Origin of the sequence: Pyxidicoccus xibeiensis, from assembly GCF_024198175.1 — a bacterium.
Lineage (GTDB): Bacteria > Myxococcota > Myxococcia > Myxococcales > Myxococcaceae > Myxococcus > Myxococcus xibeiensis.
This window is the reverse complement of the sequence record NZ_JAJVKV010000002.1, coordinates 305,315-322,179: the sequence shown is the minus strand read 5'-3', so window position 1 is coordinate 322,179 and position 16,865 is coordinate 305,315. Positions and strand designations below refer to the sequence as shown.

The window sequence follows — 16,865 nt, the reverse complement described above, 5'->3', positions numbered from 1 at the left end:
TCGAAGACCCGAGCACGGCCGCGAGCGCGCCACTCCGCTCCCCTCTCGGTGTCGTTTTTTTGCCGGGTCCCCTGCGCCGTGCGAGGGATCTGCGCAATCCATGCGCGACTCGCTCGCACTGCATCTCGCACTGTTCCGCCGGCAGAGGGCGCAAATTGCCCGAGTGGTGGACGGTCAGACCGACTCCTTCCGGGCCTATGAGGCCCGCTACAGGCGACGCACCAGCAGCTATCAGCGCATCGTGGCGCTGCCGGCGGTGCACCAGCACGTGCAGGCCGCCGACGTCGTCTACGTGGGCGACTACCACACGCTCCCGCTCGCGCAGGAGACGTACCTGGCGCTGGTGGAGCGCGCGCTCGCCTCGGGCCGCCGCGTCGTCCTCGCGCTCGAGTGCGTGGAGGGCCGCCACCAGTCCACCGTGGACGCCTGGCGTGCCGGACGGCTCTCCGAGCGCTCGCTGCTGGCGAAGCTGGGCCCCGCCGCGAGCGCGTCCGGCTTCGGCGCCGGCACGGGCACCCGCGCCCTGCTCTCCTTCGCGCGGCGGCACAAGCTGGAGGTCGTGGGCATCGACCGGCGCGCGCACGGCGAGCGCTCGCTGGAGCTGAGAGATGCCTATGCGGCCGAGCGCATTGCCCGCATCGCCCGCGCGGAAGACCGGCCGCTGGTCATGGTGCTGGTGGGCCAGTACCACGTGGCGCCCTGCCATCTTCCGGCGCAGGTGGAGCGGGCGCTCGGCGCGGACACCCGGCGGGGCCTGGTCGTGTACCAGAACGCCGAGGGCGTGTGGTGGCGGCTGGCGCGCGAGGGCCGCGTGGGCGCAGCGGAGGCGGTGGAGCTGGCGGACGGTGCGCTGTGCCTCCTGAATGCCTCGCCGGTGGTGTGCCAGCAGAGCTTCCTGGACTACCTGGAGGCGGAGGCCGGAGACGCGCCGCTGGTGGACCGGAGCGCCGCGGAGCGGTTCCGGGAGATGTCCGCGCTGATCGGCCGGCTGGCCGGCGTGCCCGTGGGGCGGGCGCTGGAGTCGGTGGAGGTGACGACGGCGGCGGACGAGGACGTGCTGGCGCGCATCCAGCAACGCGGGCGCTTCACGCACACGGAGCTGGCGCAGCTGCGACGGCACATCCTGTCGCGGGAGAGCGGCTACATCCCCCGGGCGCGGACGGCCTACCTCGCCTCGCTGTCGCTGAACCACGCGGCGGAGGAGGCGGCGCACTTCGTCCGGCACTGCGCGGTGGGAGACGCCATGGAGGCACCCCGCCGCGCGTCCGAGGCGTTCTACGCGCGCTGTCTGGAAGAGGCGCTGGGCTTCTTCGGCTCCAAGCTGGTGAACCCGCGCCGCACGTGTCCGGGGCTGGTGGAGTGGGCGCGGCGCTTCGGTGAGGGCCGGGGCGTGGAGCGCCAGATTGCCGCCTTCGTCCTGGCGCACAAGGCCGCGGAGACGGAGGGCGCCGAAGAGGCCGTGAAGCTGCTGCCCCTGCGCAAGGACCGGCTCTTCCACGGCGTCAGCCACGCGCTGGGCTACCTGCTCGGGGACAGGCTGTACCAGGCCTTCGACGCGGGCCACGTGGCGAAGGCGGAGGTGCAGGCGCTGTTCAGGGACCCCTTCGAGGACCCCCGGGGCGCCTACTTCGCCTGGACGGGGCGCCTCAGCGGCTGAGCTACAGCTGCTTCGTCGGCTGGGCGCCCTGCGCGTCCTTCGGCTTGACGACGCTCTTCACCTTGGCGCGGAACGCGCGGATCTTCTCCCGCATCTGCGTCTTCTGGTCGTCGGTGAGCTGCCCGCCCGCGGCCTCGCGCTGAGCCTTCAGCTCCTCGCGGAGCTGGCGCCCCTCGGCCTTGAACACGTCGGCCTGGGCCTGGGTGAGGCGGCCCTCGGCCACGGCCCGGTCGAGCCGGTGCTCCATCCGCAGGAACTTGCGCTCATGCTTCTCGCCCTTGTGGTGGCGCCGTCCACCATGCTCACGGGTGCCCTGCTCGGGGGCCGGGGTGGGCGCGGGCGCGGTCTCAGCGGCGAGCACCGGAGTGGCGAGCAACAGCGAGGCAGCAACAACGGACCGCAGGGCGGACGTCAGACGCATGATGGGATTCTCCTCGGGTACGTGAGGACTCCGGGACTCGGCCTCCCGTTGCCTCTTGCCTGGAGAAACCCCGCGCGCGGGAAAAGGTTAAATCCGCCCCTGGCCCGGGCCCCGGAACCCCGGGCCCGAGCCTGCTCCCCTGCCCTACCGGGTCGCGAGCTTCAGCGCACGCGTGGCCATGAAGGTGGCGAGGTACTCGGACAGCTTGTCCCCAGGCACGTGCTTGTCCTCGAAGAGGCCGACGATGGCGAAGCCCGCGTCGGTCTGCCCGCCGAGCTGGTCCTCCAGCGAGTGCGCGTAGCACAAGGGCTCGTCCGCGTAGCGCGCGCGCTCCTCGTCCGTGAGGCTGGTGAAGTCCGAGTAGGGCATCTTGTACTTGAGCTGGAGGACTCCCTGCTGCTCCAGCACCGGGTCCAACAGCATGTTGATCGGGTTGTTGAAGCCCGACAGCAGGATGCCTCCCGGACGCAGCACGCGGTACGCCTCGCGCCACACCGGGCGGATGGTGTCCACGAAGCAGTTGGAGCACGGGTGGAAGATGAGGTCGAAGCTCGCGTCGGCGAAGATGGACAGGTCGCGCATGTCGCCCTCCACCAGCCGCAGCTCCAGCCCCTCGCGCTCGGCCACCTTGCGGTCCTGCCCGAGCTGGGCGGGCGAGTTGTCCAGCACCGTCACCCGCGCTCCCGCAGCCGCGAAGATGGGCGCCTGCTGGCCGCCCGCGCCCGCGAGGCACAGCACGTCCCTGCCTGCGATATCGCCGAACCACTCGCGAGGCACCGGCTTGTTGGGCGTCAGCACCACGCTCCACTCGCCGCGGCGCGCGGCGGCGATGACCTCCGGGCCCACGGGCACCGTCCACCGGTCGCCCTTCGCCACCTGCCGGTTCCACGCCTCGCGGTTGTACTGCCGCACGTCCACGTCAAGAGTCATGTAGCACGCGTCCTTCCATGCCTCCGGCCACGGTGATGACCTCACCCGTCACGTGGCCGGAGATGCGATCCGATGCGAGAGACACCACCACGCGCGCCACGTCCTCCGGCTGCCCCACCTTCCGCAGGGGCATGGTCCGGGTGACACGCTTCACGAACCCCGGGTCATCCAGCTTGTCGCGGTGGCGGTCCACCGCCGTCCATCCGGGGCACACCACGTTGACGCGCCCCATGGGGGCAATGCGTCCCAGCTCGTTCTTCAGGCTCTTGACGAAGCCGCCCGCCAGCGCGCCCTTGGCTGCCGCGTAGTCCGCGTGCCCCGCCTCGCCGAACAGCCCCGCCGTGGAGCTGATGATGACGATGTTGCCCGTGCCCGTCGTGGCCACGTGCTTCAGGAACGCACGGCAGCAGAGGAAGACGCTGTCCAGGTTCTCCGCCAGCGTGCGGCGCCAGCGCTCCAGCGACATCTGCCACACGGGTTCATCCGGCTTCGGCCACACGCCCGCGTTGCACACCAGCACGTCCAGCCGGCCCAGCCCCGCCACCGCCGCGGGCACCAGCGCGTCCACGTCCGCCTCCACCGTCAGGTCCGCCCGCACGGCCGCGCCGCCCACGTCCCGCGCGAGCGCCTCCCCGCCCTTCGCATTGGAGTGGTAGTGCACCGCCACCTTCGCGCCCTCCTCGGCGAAGGCGCGAGTCAGCGCCGTGCCGATGCCACCCGCGCCACCCGTGACGAGCACACCCCTGCCCTTCAGCTCCGTGTCCATTTCGTGAAGGCTCCTCCCGCTCCCGCGCCGTGCGGGAACCGGGGCGGCATGATGCACGACTCGTGAGGGCCGGACAGCGTTGCGTGACGGGCGCGCACGTACGACGAAAGGTCAGGGCCCGACCTGACGGCCCCGCAGTCCGGCGACGAACACGTCCAGCCCGAAGGCGAAGCGCGCGTCGAAGTCGGGGTCGACCAGCGAGTCCACCGCCGCGGCGACATGGGGAAAGCGGGCCGTGGCCAGCGCTCTCAGCCGCTCGGCCACCGGGGGCGCCTCGCCTTGCGGCATGCCGAAGGCCTGCTCCTCGAGGGTGAAGCCGAGCACGTAGTCGAGCACCGCGAGCGCGGCCCAGCCCGCCTCTCGCGGCTTCAGGCCCGCCCGGCCCAGCGCGCCGATGAGCAGGTCGCTGACGCGCAGTGTGTTCTCCGACACGACGAAGGTGCCCGCGTACACCCGGGCCCCATCGCGATGCGCCAGGAACGCGCGCCGCAGCTCGCCCGCCACGCCCTTCACCACCGCATCCCACGGAGCCGCCGGGTCCGTCGCGCGGCCCACGTCCTGGAGCAGCGCGTCCGCCATCGTGTCCAGCAACGCCTGCTTGCTCGGGAAGTGCCAGTAGAGCGACGGCGCCTGGATGGAGAGGGCCTGCGCCAACGAGCGCATCGTCAGCCCTTCCACGCCAATCTCATCCACCTGCGCCCACGCCGCCCGGACCACCTGCTCTCGCTGGATGCGCATGCGCCTGCCTCCTCAGCCTGGCTTGACAACCTAACAGCGTTAGTTATTCCCTAACACCGTTAGATTGCGTGGCTGGAGGCCCGTCATGGAGGAAGTCATCGAGGTGGCAGTTGTCGGAGGGGGACCCACAGGGCTGCTGCTCGCCTGTGAGCTGGCGCTCGCGGGCGTCCGCGTCCGGGTCTTCGAGCGCCGCAGCGCGCCCGTTCGGGAGTCGCGTGCGCTGACCATGCACCCGCGCTCCCTCGAGGTCCTGGCCCTGCGCGGACTGGAGGAGCGCTTCCTGAGCCGCGGCCGGCCGCTGCCTGGCGGGCACTTCGCCCTGCTGGACACGCGGCTGGACTTCTCGGTGCTCGACACCCGGTTCCAGTTCACCCTGTTCCTTCCCCAGGCGCTCACGGAGTCGCTCCTGGAGGAGCGGGCCCGGGAGCTGGGCGTGGACCTGCGGCGCGGCCATGCGGTGGAGGCGATGCGCCAGGACGCAGAGGCCGTGGAGCTCACCGGCACCACCGGGGGCCAGCCGTTCCGCTGCCGCGCGAGGTACGTGGTGGGCGCGGATGGCGCGCGCAGCGCCGTGCGCCAGCTCGCGGGAATCGCCTTTCCCGGCACCGACGGCACCCGCACCTCGATGCTGGGAGACGTGACGCTCGGCACGCCACCGGCGGCACCCTTCCTGGCCATCACCAACGAGCGGGGCAACGTCGCCATCGTCCCGCTCGGCCCCGGCGTCCACCGGGCCATCGTCACGGACGCCGAGCGTGAGGGCACGCCGCTGAAGGAGCCCGTCACGCTCGATGAGCTCCGGGCCAGCCTCCAGCGAATCGCCGGCTCCGACTTCGGCATCCGGGAGCCCCGGTGGCTGTCGCGCTTCGGCAACGAGACGCGGCTGGCGGAGACGTACCGGGCCGGCCGCGTGCTGCTCGCGGGCGATGCAGCGCACATGCACTATCCGGCCGGTGGGCAGGGCCTCAACGTAGGCCTGCAGGACGCCATGAACCTGGGCTGGAAGCTCGCCGCCGTGGTGCGGGACGGTGCTCCGGACTGGCTGATGGACAGCTACCACCGGGAGCGGCACGGCGTGGGCCACGCCCTCCTCCGCAACACGCAGGCGCAGTCCGCGCTCATGGGCTTCACCCCGGAGACGCTGGCCCTGCGCGAGCTCATGTGCGGCGTCCTGAAGAACCCGGAGGTCAACCGGCGGCTCGCGGAGCACCTCGGCGGGCTCGACGTGGCCTACCCGGCGCTGGAGTTGCCCGCGCCCGAAGGAGCGGCTCCCCTGCTCCCGGACTGGACGGGCCGGAGGCTTCCCGACCTGGACCTGCGGCTCAGCGCGGGAGACAACCGGAGGCTCTACACCGCCCTGCACCCAGGCCACTGGCTGTGGCTCCACTCGACGGAGGCCACGCGCCCGGCCCCTCGGTGGGAGCCGGGCTGGGCGCCCCGCGCGAGTGTCCTCCACGTGAGCCCCACCGGCGGGAGCGAGCGGCTGCGCGGCGTGGGCGGGCTGCTCGTCCGTCCCGACGGGCACGTGGCGTGGGCCTGGGCGGCATGAGCGCCCGGCCCACTCACGGGTGACGGCTCAGCTCAGGCGCAGCAGCTTCCGGGCCTGCTCCGGCGTGGCGGGCTCACGGCCGTTGGCCCGCGCGCGCTTCACGGCCTCGGCGACGAGCTCCCAGTTGCCCTTCGCGAGCACGCCCTTGGACACGTAGATGTTGTCCTCCAGGCCCACGCGCGCGTTGCCGCCGCGCTTCGCCGCCTCGTCCACGTAGGGGAGCTGGTGCCGGCCCACGCCCGCCACCGTCCAGGTGGAGCCCTCCGGCAGCGCGGCAATCATGAAGTCCAGCACCTCGGGCCGGGGCTGCAGCGTCCCCGGCACCCCGAGCACGAAGTCGAAGTGCGCGGGCAGGTCCACCAGCCCTTCCTTCGCCAGGTAGCGGGCCTCGTCAATCATGCCCACGTCGAAGCACTCCAGCTCCGGCTTGAGGCCGAGCGCGCGGATGCGCCTGGCGATGTCGCGCACCAGCGGGCGGGGATTCCAGAAGACCTCCTCGCCGAAGTTCACCGTGCCCGTCGTCAGCGTGGCCATGTCCGGCCGGTCCGCGCCGGTGAGCGTCAGCGGGCCGCAGCGCTGGTCCACCGTCATGCCCACCGCGCCGCCGGTGGACGTCTGGATGAGCACGTCCGTGCGCTTGCGGATGGCTCGGATGGCGGCGCGGAACAGCTCCGCGTCCTGGGACGGCTTGCCGTCCGGCGTGCGCACGTGCAGGTGCACCATGGCGGCACCGGCCTCGCGGCAGCGCACCGCGTCCTCGGCAATCTCCTCGGCGGTAATCGGCAGGTGCGGCGTCTGCTCGCGCGTCGTCTCCGCGCCGACCATCGCGGCGGTGATGACCATGGGAGTGCTCATCGCTGACCTCGCTGCTTGTCCTTGGGAACCACGCAGGTGCCCGAAGCCCGGCACACCACCACCGGCTCCTGCAACAGGTCCGCCGCCGAATCGTTCACATCCGGGCGCGGCCGGATGACCTTGCGCGCCTCGAAGCGCATCTTCCGGGACGTGTTGCCCGCGCTGACAATCTCCCCTTCCGCCTCGATGAAGTCCCCGGCGTACACCGGCGCGAGGAACTCCACCGAGTCGTAGGCGCGAAACAGGCCCTCGTCGCCGTCGCTGCGGATGCACAGCTCCGTGGCCACGTCGCCGAAGAGGCCCAGCATGCGCGCGCCGTCCACCAGGTTGCCGCCGTAGTGCGCGTCATGGCTGCTCATGCGCAGGCGAATGATGGCCTTCGTTCCCGTGCTCACGTGGGCTCTCCCTGGTAGTGCATGCCCTGCGGCTCCTTGCCTTCCTTCTTCAGGAGCGCATGGACGATGTAGTTGGCCACGTCCGATGGCTTGGTGCCCGGGCCGAAGCCCGCGTCGAAGCCCAGCTCCAGCGCCAGCTTGTGGTCCACGCGGGGGCCGCCCAGCAGGAGCTGGACCTTCCCGTGGATGCCCGCCGCCTTGGCCGCGTCGATGAACTGGCGCGAGTTGTCCTTGTGCACGTCGCGCTGCGTGACGACCTGGCTCACGAGAATCGCGTCGGCGTTCTTCGCCATCGCCTTCTTGATGAGCTCCTCGTTGGGCACCTGGCTGCCCAGGTTGTACGCCTCGAACCAGGCGTAGCGCTCCAGGCCGTAGTCGCCCGCGTAGCCCTTCATGTTCAGGATGGCGTCGATGCCCACCGTGTGCGTGTCCGTGCCCGTGCACGCGCCGAACACGACGATGCGCCGGCCCACCTTCTCCTTGATGAAGGCGTTGAGGTCGTCGAAGGACATCTTCTTGACGATGACCTCGGGCACGTCGATTTCGGCGTAGTCCAGGTACATGCCCGAGCGGGCGTAGACGACGAAGAACGTGTAGTTGTCCGCGGCGCGCTCGGCGGCGGCGACCTTCACGTCGGAGAACCCCATCTTCTTCGCGAAGACGGCGGCGGCCTCCTTGGCCTTCTCGGACAGCGGCACCGGCAGGGTGAAAGACAGCTGCACCACGCCGTCGTCGCGACGGTCGCCGTAGGGGCGGATGATCTGCTTGCTCGGCTTCACCATCGGCTCATTTCCCCCCGACCCGCTGAATCTTCACGCTGGTGCCCACCTTCTGCGCCAGCGGAGCGAATCGCTCCTTCTTGCCCTGCTCCAGGTGGAAGACGACGGACCACGTCGTCTTTCCGTCACAGCCCACGTACGTCACCGTGTCCACCGCGCCGCCGCCCGGCGAGTTGTCCGAGTCCAGCCGCTTCGCCGCCGGCTGGCCGCCCACCTTGAGGGCCTCCCAGTTGGCGCCGCCGATGGAGGCGACAATCTTGTCCACGCAGACCTGCGCCTTCATGCCGGCCGTCTGCACCGCGCCCACGTCCACCAGGAAGTAGGCGTCGCCGCTGGGCGCGGCGAACTTGTTCGAGCCGTCCTGCACCGAGCGCGACCACGCCGCGGGCACCTGGAGCGACACGTTCTTCACCTGGAACTGCGCCAGCGCATCCGCCGAACCACCAGCGGCCATCACCACGGTCAGGATGGTACCGAGCATCATGTCGCCTCCAGGATTTCAAGGAACGGGTTGAAGTAGTCCGGCGCCTTCTCCAGCACGCCATCCAGGCCCTTGCCGCCAGTCTCCTCGCGCTTCACGTCGCCGAAGTGACCCTTGCCGATGGCCGCCACCATGCCCTCGTCACGGCATTCCTGGAGCAACTGCATCGCCCGGCCGAACACCTCGCGGGCGCGGTTGGCAATCTTCCCGTCCTCGCGGACGGTAAACTCCTCGTCGATGCCCCGCGCGGCGCGGTGGATGTACGACGCGGACTTGAGCGCCACGTACCGGTCCGCCAGGAGCGGCGTGTGCATGGCCTCGGTCATCATGCCCAGCAGTTGGATGCCCTGCCGCGTCCAGATGGCCACCAGGTCCGCCATCACGTCGTACGCGTGGCTGAAGAAGATGTCCGTCTCCTTGTGCTTGGTGGGCGGCATGTACTTCAGCGGCGCGTCCGGGAAGCAGCGGCGCACCAGCATGGCCTGCGACAGCTCCAAGAGGAGCGTGTCGTCGCGGTAGGGGTCGATTTCGTACGAGTGGCCGATGCCCAGCTGCCAGTCCTTGAGGCCGGCGCGCTTGGCGAAGCACTCGTTGATGAACTGGCTGGCGATGACGGTGTGGGCCGCGTCGTATGCGTCCGCGGTGGTGATGTAGTTGTCCTCGCCGGTGTTGATGATGATGCCAGCCAGGGCGCAGATGCGGCGGCTGAAGTACTGGTCGATGAACGTCCGACGCATGTTGATGTCACGGAAGAGGATTCCGTACATCGCGTCGTTGAGCAGCATGTCCAGCTTCTCGTAGGCCGCGCAGAAGGCGATCTCCGACATGCAGAGGCCGGACGAGTAGTTGGTGAGCTGGATGTAGCGCTTGAGCTTGCGGCTCTCGTCATCCAGGGCCTCGCGCATGATGCGGAAGTTCTCCTGGGTGGCGTAGGTGCCGCCGTAGCCCTCCGTGGTGGCGCCGTGGGGCACGTAGTCCAGCAGCGACTGGGCGGTGGACCGGATGACGGCGATGACGTCCGCGCCGGCCTGGGCCGCGGCGCGCGCCTGGTCCACGTCGTCATAGATGTTGCCCGTGGCCACGATGACGTACTTGTGGGGCGCGGGCGACATGGGGAACTCCTTGCGGAGCGCCTCACGCTGGGCGATGCGGGCCTTCAAGTCCTCCAGGGCGGCACGGGCCTCGGCGCGGACCTCGTCGCGCAGGCTCTGCTCCTGGTCGGGCGGGAGGACCCCGAGCTTCTCGGTGGGCAGCGCCGTCAGCCGCTCCACGGCCTCCAGCGGGCTCTTGGCGCCCAGGCGTAGCGCCCGGCCGTACCAGTAGGCGGCGCCCTTGTTGAGCACGCCGGCGGCCTTGAGCCTGTCGACCATCAGGTTGGCGAGCGGCACGCCGCGCGCCCCGGCACCGGAGATGCCGAAGAAGCGCAACACGGTGCGCTCGGTGGATACAGTGGTGTTGCGGCGGATGAGGTCGAAGATCGGGTTGACGATCTCCTCCGCCAGCTTGCGCGCATGGGCAATCTGCGCGTCTTCGATGAACGGGCCTGGCATGGGCGCACCTTACCCGCCCGACAGGCCACCGGAAGCCAGGAAGAACACGCGGTTATGCTGCCGCACCGCATTATCGGTTCCGGACGGAAAGCACACCGACGGGCCGGTGAAGTCAAACACCGAAAGGTCGGTGATGACACCGACTTTTCGGTGGAGCCATGGATAGCACATGCATAACCCCCTGGACTCATTGAAGATGATGAGACGGCACGGGCCCTGCTTTGCAGCGCGGCGTCTCATCCCCGAAACGAGGAAGACCCCGTGCAAACCCGCTCTCTTCTACTGACGGCCCTGCTGTTCAGCGCCCCCGCGCTGGCCAACACTCCGCCCCCCCTCACCACCGACAGTGGCGCTCCGGTTGGCACCAATCAGAGCTCCAAGACGGCCGGCCCCCGCGGCGGCGTGCTGCTGGAGGACTTCCACCTCATCGAGAAGCTGGCCCGGTTCGACCGGGAGCGCATCCCGGAGCGCGTGGTCCACGCACGTGGCACCGGCGCGTACGGCACCTTCGAGAGCTACGACAACTTCTCCAAGCTCACGCGCGCGTCCATCTTCTCCGCCAAGGGGAAGAAGACGCCCATGTTCGTGCGCTTCTCCACCGTCATCCCCGCGCAGGGCTCGCCCGAGGCGGTGCGCGACCCTCGCGGCTTCGCGCTGAAGTTCTACACGGACGAGGGCAACTGGGACCTGGTGGGCAACGACCTGCCCGTCTTCTTCATCCGGGACGCCATCAAGTTCCCGGACATGGTGCACTCGCTGAAGCCGTCGCCCATCACCAACAAGCAGGACCCGAACCGCTTCTTCGACTTCTTCTCGCACCACCCCGAGTCGACGCACATGCTGACGCAGGTGTACTCGGACCTGGGCATCCCGGCGAACTACCGCCAGATGAACGGGCACGGCGTGCACGCGTTCAAGTTCGTCAACGCGAAGGGCGAGTACAAGTACGTCAAGTTCAACTGGTTCACGCAGCAGGGCGTGAAGGGCCTCAACACCCCCGAGGAAGTGGCCCGCGTCATCACCAGCGACTACCAGCACGCCACCACGGACCTGTACACCACCATCGGCGCGGGCAAGTTCCCCTCGTGGGAGCTGACGGTGCAGGTGCTGGACCCGAAGGAGCTGGACAAGTTCCCGTTCGACCCGCTCGACCCGACGAAGGTGTGGCCGGAGGACCAGGTTCCGGCCATCAAGCTGGGCCGGTTCACGCTCAACAAGATGCCCGACAACTTCTTCCAGGAGACCGAGCAGTCGGCGTTCTCCCCGGGCGTGCTGCCGCCGGGCATCGAGCCGTCCGAGGACCGGCTGCTGCAGGGCCGCCTCTTCTCGTACGCGGACACGCAGCGCTACCGCATCGGCGCCAACTACCAGGCGCTGCCCGTCAACCGCGCCAAGGCCCCGGTGAACAACAACAGCCAGGACGGCGCCATGAACTTCGCCAACACGAAGTCGGACGTGAACTACGAGCCGAGCGTCACCCGTGAGACGCAGGACGTCCCGGCCTACCTGCTGTCCAGCGCGCCGCTGAGCGGCACCACGCAGCAGCGGGCCATCGACAAGACGGACAACTTCTCCCAGGCGGGCGCGTTCTACGCGGCGCTCGACGCCGGCGCGAAGGAGCGGCTGGTGAAGAACCTCGCCGCGGACCTGGGCCAGGTGAAGGACGCCCGCGTGAAGGCCCGCATGGTGGGGCACTTCTACATGGCGAACCCCGACTACGGCACGAAGCTGGCCAAGGCGGTCAACGTCAAGGTGGATGACGCCAAGGCCGCCGTGGCGCCGCTCGCCGCTCGCTGACGTCTCTGTCGTACCGGGCCCCGGCGCCATGTGCCGCCGGGGCCCCGTGGTTCCCCTCTCCGCCTGAGAGAGGGCCGGGGTGGCGGGAAGTCCGGTGCTCCCCCGTGCCGCCATCCTTCATCCCGGCCCTCTCTCATGTGGAGCGGTCTCCGCTCTCCCCTCCTGGAGGACTCCATGATTCGCAAGCTGCTGCTCGGAACGCTCGGTCTCGTGGTGCTGGTGGGCGTGCTGCTCACCGCGGCGTGGATGTCGCTGCGGTCGACACCCGCGCCCCAGGGCCGGCTGCTGGCCACGAGCGAGGCGGAGCGCTACCTGCTCGCCGCCGCGCGCGTGGGTGACGTGGAGGTCGTGACGGGGCTCATCAAGGCGGGCACGCCCGTGGAGGCCCGCGACGCCCGGGGCTTCTCGCCCCTCATCCTCGCCGCGTACCACGGCCACACGGACACGGTGCGCGCGCTGCTCGCGGCGGGCGCGGACGCGTGCGCCGGCGACAACAACGGCAACACCGCGCTGATGGGCGCGGCCTTCAAGGGCTATGCGGAAATCGTCGGGATGCTGAACCAGCAGCCCTGCACGGTGGACCAGGCCAACCGCTTCGGCCAGACGGCGCTGATGTTCGCCTCCCTCTTCGGCCGCAAGGAGGTGGTGGAGCAGCTGCGCAAGCAGGGCGCCTCTCCCGAGGTGCGCGATGCGAGCGGCCGCAGCGCGACGGACTGGGCGGCCACGCAGGAGCCCCGCGCGCCCGTGCCCTCAGCGCCCGCGCCCATGGAGACCGCCGCCTCCGCGCGGTGAGCGGGCGGAGGCTCGCGCGCTGGCGAGCCTCCAGACCTCGCTTCCGTCAGACGTAGCGCGTGGCGAAGAGCTGGAGCAGCTCCGGCTCGGTGCGCAGCAGGTCCAGCGTCAGCGCGGCATGGCCGGGCACGTAGCCGTTGCCCACCACCATGGTGACGTCCTTGCCCACGCCCTCGGCGCCCAGCGCGGCGGTGGTGAAGCTGGTGGCCATGGAGAAGAAGATGGCCGTGCCGCCGTCCTTCACGGACAGGATGGTGGCCATCTCCGTGTTGCCCACGCTGGCGCAGTTGACCACCAGGTCGCAGAGCTGGCCGTCCGTCGCCCGGCTCACCGCCTCCATCACGTCCACGCCCTGCGTGGCATCCACCTTCAGCGCCACGTCCGCCAGGCCGATGGCCGAGAGCAGATCCAACGCGCCCTGCGACACGTCCAGCGCGATGAGCTTGCCCCGGCTCTCCAGGTTGCGCCGCGCCTGCGCCAGGCACAGCGCGCCGCTCTTGCCCGCGCCCAGCACCGCCACCGTCATGCCCGGCCGCACGTGGCGCGCCACCAGCGCGGGAGCGCCGCACACGTCCAGCGCCGCCAGCGCGAGCGTGTCCGGCATGTCCGCCGGCAGCTTCGCGTAGATGCCGCTGGCGAACAGCAGCGCATGGCCCCGGATGTCCACCCGGTCGATGTCCGCGTGCACCGCCTTCACCTCTTCAATCACCAGCGGCGTCAGCGTGAGGCTCACCAGCGTGGCGATGCGGTCCCCCACCTTGAGCAGCTCGCCCGCGGGGTGCTGGGGCCCGATTTCCTTCACCCGGCCAATCAGCATGCCGCCCGAGCCCGTCACGGGGTTCTGCATCTTCCCCCGCTCGCCGACGATTTCCTGGATGCGCGCGCCGATGCGCGCCGGGTCTCCGCCCACCTCGCCCTTGATCTGCTTGAAGGACGCCGCGTCGATGTTGAGGCTCTCCACGTCGATGAGCAGCTCGGCCTCGCGGCACGGCAGCGAGGCGTCCAGCTTCCGCGCGCGCTGCGGCAGCACGCCCTTCTCTCCGACGACGCGGGACAGCCCGTAGAGGTCGATGCCCATGTTCCCGTCTCCCCTGAAGTTCCAAGCGCCAGGCCACAGGCGCGCACGCTGCTGCGTCTATCCGCTCCCCCCGGGGAAAGGCCAGCCCCACGTCACCAGGCCCCCTGTCTTCCGTCCAACATCGGCCGCCCGGCCACACCGCGCGGCCCGCCAGCCACAGGACGCCCCCCAGCCTCCGCCAAGGCCGCGAGCTTCCTCGGGATTCACGGGAGGAGGCGGCTGGCCCGGGGGCTGCAATCCAGCTCCGGCATGACCCCTGCCCGCGTCTCCCGAGTCCTCTCCAGCGCCCTCGCCCTGACGGTGCTCGCCCTGCCCCTCGCCGCCTCCAGCATGGAGGTCATGCCGCAGCGCGCGGACCTCCCCGACGCGGTCCTCCGCGACGTCACCCACGTCGTCTGTGTCACCTACCCCGAGGAGCTCGCGAGCGAGCTCGCCGTGTACTCGCGGGAGGGCGGCGACCTGCGACGCACGGGCGTCATCCCCCGGGCGCAGACGGGCCCGGTGAGTCGCTGGGACGACGACGATGGGTGGAAGGAGGACTGCTTCCCCGCCTACGCGGAGGTCCGGGTGTTGGAGGTCGGCGGCGACGCCCGGTACGCCCACGTCCTCCTCGACGTCCAAGTCCGGGACGGCCGGAAGGTCTGGCTGCGCGAGGGGAGCGAGCGCGGCCCCGACGCGCCCTGGGTCACCATCGAGAGCGTGCGCACGCTGGAGGCCTTCGAGGACAAGCGCATCGACTTCCTCACGCTCCGCCTCGGGGACCAGCCGCTGGTCGTGCGCGCCGAGCCTCGCGACGAGGCGAAGGAGCTGCCCACCGAGCTGCCCGTCGACACCATCCTCGGGCAGCGCGTCGGGGACTACGCGGAGGTGCTGTCCTACACGCCCGGCCAGGGCGGCTACGTGCCCCTCGGCTGGGTCCGCGTGGTGGACGCGCGGGGCCTGTTGCTCCTGTGGCCCACCCACTTCCCCCGGCACGGGTGCTGACCGTCTCCGGCCAGCCCCCACGCGAGGGCGCTACTCCCGCGACAGCTTCGGCACCAGCACCGCGAGCGAGCGCTCGAAGCGGTACGAGACGCCGGAGTGGCCGTCCTCGAACTCCTCGTGCACCAGCTCCACGCCGGCGCCCTTGAGGTCCTCAGCCAGCATGCGCGTGCCCCAGCGGATGTTGAACTCGTCGCGCGTGCCGCAGTCGAGGAACACCGTCTTGAGCTTGCGGAACGAGTCCAGGAACTTGGGCACGAAGCGCACCGGGTCGTGCACCAGCCACCGGTTCCACACGTCCAGCTTCATGCGGCCCGTCTGCGCGTCGAAGGGCAGTTCCAGGTTCAGCGGCTCGCCCTTCTTCGGCGAGTATGCGGCCGCCATCGCCAGCGTGTTCACCACCGGGAAGTCGTCGCCGCGCATCTTCGTCTCGCGCACGCGCTTGCGGAACTCGCCGTGCCAGGCGTCCACCCCGCCCGACTTGAGCAGCGACGTCGCCGCCTTGGGCAGGTCCGGGAGGTAGCAGTACTCGAAATACGAGTCCGCCGCGTGCGCGCCCAGGTGCGAGAAGAGCTCCGGGTGGTAGCGCCCCATCACCAGCGCGCCATAGCCACCGGAGCTGTGGCCCACCACCGCGCGCGAGGCCGGCTTGGGCAGCGTGCGGTACGTGCGGTCCACGAAGCCCAGCACGTCCTTGGCCAGGTAGTCTCGGTAGCGGCCGATGGCGTCGCTGTTGATCCACTGGCTGCCGCCCAGCGACGTCCACGCGTCTGGGAACACGCCGATGACCGGCGGAATCGCCCCGGACTCGATGAGCGCGTCCAGCCGCTCGGGAACGGTGGGCCCGAAGCCCGCGGCGTTCGTCCAGGTGCCGCCGCTGCTGCCGAAGGCGTGCAGGAAGTAGACGACAGGGTAGCGCCGGTCCCCCTCGCCATAGCCCGGAGGCAGGTACACGGTGAGGCGGCGCCGGGCCGGGTCGCCCAATGGGTTGGCCTCCAGCGCGGGCGAGTGCAGCTCGCGCGACTCCAGCAATCCCTTCATCGTGACTCCCCCTCCGAGGGGCCGCCGCTAGGCGCGCGAGCCCGGTTGCTTGCCGAGAACCTTCATCACCGCCTGCAGGTCCTCCCACGCCTTGCGCTTCTCCGCCGGACTGCGCAGCAGGTACGCGGGGTGGAAGGTGGGCATCAGCTGGATGCCCTCGTACGTGCGCCAGTTCCCGCGCATGCGGGTGATGGGCGTGCTGTCGCGCAGCAGCGTCTGCGCCGCGAACTTGCCCAGCGCCACCACCACCTTCGGCTGGATGGCCGCCAGCTGCGCGCGCAGGAACGGCTCACACGCGGCAATCTCGTCCGGCTCCGGGTTGCGGTTGCCCGGCGGCCGGCACTTCACCACGTTGCAGATGTAGACGTCGTCGCGACGGAAGCCCATCGCCTCGATCATCTTCGTCAGCAGCTCACCCGCCGCGCCGACGAAGGGGACGCCCTGCAGGTCCTCCGTCTCGCCCGGGCCCTCGCCTACGAAGACCAGCTCCGCCCGGGGGTTGCCCGAGCCGAACACGATGTTCTTGCGGCTCGTGCACAGCTTGCAGCGCTTGCAGTCGCCCAGCTCGCGGCGGATTTCGTCCAGCCGGGGGCGCTGCCCGTCCACCATGCCCGGCAGCGGGCCCGAGGAGCCCGGCGCCTGCGCTGGCACGTCGAGGAGCAGCCCCGCTCCTCCCGTGGGAGCCGGCTGCGCGGCGGGGCTCCGGGCCGCCAGCGGCGGCACCGTGGGACGTGCCACCTCGGGAGCGCTCACCGAGCCATTGGACGTCCCAGGTCCATTGGGCCCGGGGCGGGCCGGCGGAGGAGCGACGGGCGTCCGGGCAGGCGGGGCCTCCGGGGCCACGGCCCTGGGAGCGGCCACGGCGGGACGTGCCGGCGGAGCAGCGGCCTCCGGTGCGCCATTGCTTCGGGGAAGGAACGACCGCAGCGAGGGCGCGGAGCGCTGGAGCTCCTGCGCCCCCTTCGCGTCGACCAGGAGCAGCCGGCCGGCAGCTTCCTCCTGCCAGAGCAGATGGCGGCGGACGTCGTCCAGCACGGCGCTCAGTTCCTGCGAGG

Annotated in this window: 17 protein-coding genes; 5 read left to right on the top strand and 12 right to left on the bottom strand. The window is 70.5% G+C overall.

Translation table 11 applies throughout. The features are described 5' to 3' along the window. Positions 1-100 precede the first annotated feature (100 nt). A complete protein-coding gene (locus LXT23_RS09505) occupies positions 101-1,657 on the top strand; it encodes a ChaN family lipoprotein (protein WP_253979793.1) in 1,557 nt (518 codons plus the stop codon). A gap of 1 nt (position 1,658) precedes the next feature. Here LXT23_RS09505 and LXT23_RS09500 read toward each other — a convergent pair whose 3' ends face one another. The 4 genes from LXT23_RS09500 to LXT23_RS09485 form a co-directional block, all read right to left on the bottom strand. Further along, positions 1,659-2,078 (bottom strand): hypothetical protein, encoded by a 420-nt coding sequence (locus LXT23_RS09500; RefSeq protein WP_253979792.1) that lies wholly within the window; start codon positions 2,076-2,078, stop codon positions 1,659-1,661. A gap of 144 nt (positions 2,079-2,222) precedes the next feature. Beyond that, positions 2,223-3,008: a class I SAM-dependent methyltransferase gene (locus LXT23_RS09495; protein WP_253979791.1), complete on the bottom strand. Its 786-nt coding sequence runs from the start codon at positions 3,006-3,008 to the stop codon at positions 2,223-2,225. Then, positions 2,998-3,774 (bottom strand): SDR family NAD(P)-dependent oxidoreductase, encoded by a 777-nt coding sequence (locus LXT23_RS09490; protein WP_253979790.1) that lies wholly within the window; start codon positions 3,772-3,774, stop codon positions 2,998-3,000. Before LXT23_RS09490 ends, LXT23_RS09495 begins: the two co-directional genes overlap by 11 nt. Positions 3,775-3,885: 111 nt before the next feature. Further along, positions 3,886-4,512: a TetR/AcrR family transcriptional regulator C-terminal domain-containing protein gene (locus LXT23_RS09485; RefSeq protein WP_253979789.1), complete on the bottom strand. Its 627-nt coding sequence runs from the start codon at positions 4,510-4,512 to the stop codon at positions 3,886-3,888. Between the two features lie 85 nt (positions 4,513-4,597). Between LXT23_RS09485 and LXT23_RS09480 the strand changes: the two genes are divergently transcribed. Then, positions 4,598-6,061, top strand: coding sequence for an FAD-dependent monooxygenase (locus tag LXT23_RS09480; RefSeq protein WP_253979788.1), 1,464 nt, complete (start codon positions 4,598-4,600; stop codon positions 6,059-6,061). A gap of 27 nt (positions 6,062-6,088) precedes the next feature. Here the strand turns inward: LXT23_RS09480 and kce are convergent, their stop codons facing one another. From kce to kamD, 5 genes are read right to left on the bottom strand one after another with little or no spacing between them, the layout of a single operon-like run. Continuing rightward, positions 6,089-6,916 carry a 3-keto-5-aminohexanoate cleavage enzyme gene (kce, locus tag LXT23_RS09475; RefSeq protein ID WP_253979787.1) on the bottom strand — a complete coding sequence of 276 codons (828 nt, stop codon included), beginning with the start codon at positions 6,914-6,916 and terminating at the stop codon, positions 6,089-6,091. Beyond that, complete coding sequence (kal, locus tag LXT23_RS09470; RefSeq protein WP_253979786.1) at positions 6,913-7,311, bottom strand: 3-aminobutyryl-CoA ammonia lyase; 399 nt, start codon at positions 7,309-7,311, stop codon at positions 6,913-6,915. The genes kce and kal overlap by 4 nt, the downstream gene beginning before the upstream one ends. After that, positions 7,308-8,093, bottom strand: a complete 786-nt coding sequence (kamE, locus tag LXT23_RS09465) for a lysine 5,6-aminomutase subunit beta (protein WP_253979785.1) — start codon at positions 8,091-8,093, stop codon at positions 7,308-7,310. The genes kal and kamE overlap by 4 nt, the downstream gene beginning before the upstream one ends. A 4-nt stretch (positions 8,094-8,097) precedes the next feature. Continuing rightward, entirely contained in the window at positions 8,098-8,574 is a 477-nt protein-coding gene (locus LXT23_RS09460; protein ID WP_253979784.1) for a hypothetical protein, read from the bottom strand. Beyond that, positions 8,571-10,121: a lysine 5,6-aminomutase subunit alpha gene (gene kamD, locus LXT23_RS09455; protein ID WP_253979783.1), complete on the bottom strand. Its 1,551-nt coding sequence runs from the start codon at positions 10,119-10,121 to the stop codon at positions 8,571-8,573. The genes LXT23_RS09460 and kamD overlap by 4 nt, the downstream gene beginning before the upstream one ends. Before the next feature lie 261 nt (positions 10,122-10,382). Here kamD and LXT23_RS09450 point away from each other — a divergent pair, with 261 nt between their 5' ends. After that, positions 10,383-11,918, top strand: a complete 1,536-nt coding sequence (locus LXT23_RS09450) for a catalase (protein ID WP_323378856.1) — start codon at positions 10,383-10,385, stop codon at positions 11,916-11,918. Between the two features lie 174 nt (positions 11,919-12,092). Beyond that, positions 12,093-12,710 (top strand): ankyrin repeat domain-containing protein, encoded by a 618-nt coding sequence (locus LXT23_RS09445; RefSeq protein ID WP_253979782.1) that lies wholly within the window; start codon positions 12,093-12,095, stop codon positions 12,708-12,710. 46 nt (positions 12,711-12,756) lie between these two features. Here LXT23_RS09445 and kdd read toward each other — a convergent pair whose 3' ends face one another. Further along, complete coding sequence (kdd, locus tag LXT23_RS09440) at positions 12,757-13,788, bottom strand: L-erythro-3,5-diaminohexanoate dehydrogenase (protein WP_253979781.1); 1,032 nt, start codon at positions 13,786-13,788, stop codon at positions 12,757-12,759. 249 nt (positions 13,789-14,037) lie between these two features. Here kdd and LXT23_RS09435 point away from each other — a divergent pair, with 249 nt between their 5' ends. Continuing rightward, positions 14,038-14,772, top strand: coding sequence for a hypothetical protein (locus LXT23_RS09435; protein ID WP_253979780.1), 735 nt, complete (start codon positions 14,038-14,040; stop codon positions 14,770-14,772). A 30-nt stretch (positions 14,773-14,802) separates the two neighbouring features. On the opposite strand, the gene LXT23_RS09430 is transcribed toward LXT23_RS09435, so the two are convergent. Together LXT23_RS09430 and LXT23_RS09425 are read right to left on the bottom strand one after the other, a co-directional pair. Next, positions 14,803-15,810, bottom strand: a complete 1,008-nt coding sequence (locus LXT23_RS09430; protein ID WP_253979779.1) for an alpha/beta hydrolase — start codon at positions 15,808-15,810, stop codon at positions 14,803-14,805. A gap of 27 nt (positions 15,811-15,837) precedes the next feature. Next, positions 15,838-16,845 (bottom strand): uracil-DNA glycosylase, encoded by a 1,008-nt coding sequence (locus tag LXT23_RS09425; protein WP_407692878.1) that lies wholly within the window; start codon positions 16,843-16,845, stop codon positions 15,838-15,840. Between the last annotated feature and the right edge of the window lie 20 nt (positions 16,846-16,865).

Bases quoted from the DNA above. Each gene is read 5' to 3' on its own strand.
- LXT23_RS09505 (WP_253979793.1), top strand. From the start codon at position 101: ATGCGCGACTCGCTCGCACTGCATCTCGCACTGTTCCGCCGGCAGAGG.
- LXT23_RS09500 (WP_253979792.1), bottom strand. From the start codon at position 2,078: ATGCGTCTGACGTCCGCCCTGCGGTCCGTTGTTGCTGCCTCGCTGTTG.
- LXT23_RS09495 (WP_253979791.1), bottom strand. From the start codon at position 3,008: ATGACTCTTGACGTGGACGTGCGGCAGTACAACCGCGAGGCGTGGAAC.
- LXT23_RS09490 (WP_253979790.1), bottom strand. From the start codon at position 3,774: ATGGACACGGAGCTGAAGGGCAGGGGTGTGCTCGTCACGGGTGGCGCG.
- LXT23_RS09485 (WP_253979789.1), bottom strand. From the start codon at position 4,512: ATGCGCATCCAGCGAGAGCAGGTGGTCCGGGCGGCGTGGGCGCAGGTG.
- LXT23_RS09480 (WP_253979788.1), top strand. From the start codon at position 4,598: ATGGAGGAAGTCATCGAGGTGGCAGTTGTCGGAGGGGGACCCACAGGG.
- kce (WP_253979787.1), bottom strand. From the start codon at position 6,916: ATGAGCACTCCCATGGTCATCACCGCCGCGATGGTCGGCGCGGAGACG.
- kamE (WP_253979785.1), bottom strand. From the start codon at position 8,093: ATGGTGAAGCCGAGCAAGCAGATCATCCGCCCCTACGGCGACCGTCGC.
- LXT23_RS09460 (WP_253979784.1), bottom strand. From the start codon at position 8,574: ATGATGCTCGGTACCATCCTGACCGTGGTGATGGCCGCTGGTGGTTCG.
- kamD (WP_253979783.1), bottom strand. From the start codon at position 10,121: ATGCCAGGCCCGTTCATCGAAGACGCGCAGATTGCCCATGCGCGCAAG.
- LXT23_RS09445 (WP_253979782.1), top strand. From the start codon at position 12,093: ATGATTCGCAAGCTGCTGCTCGGAACGCTCGGTCTCGTGGTGCTGGTG.
- kdd (WP_253979781.1), bottom strand. From the start codon at position 13,788: ATGGGCATCGACCTCTACGGGCTGTCCCGCGTCGTCGGAGAGAAGGGC.
- LXT23_RS09435 (WP_253979780.1), top strand. From the start codon at position 14,038: ATGACCCCTGCCCGCGTCTCCCGAGTCCTCTCCAGCGCCCTCGCCCTG.
- LXT23_RS09430 (WP_253979779.1), bottom strand. From the start codon at position 15,810: ATGAAGGGATTGCTGGAGTCGCGCGAGCTGCACTCGCCCGCGCTGGAG.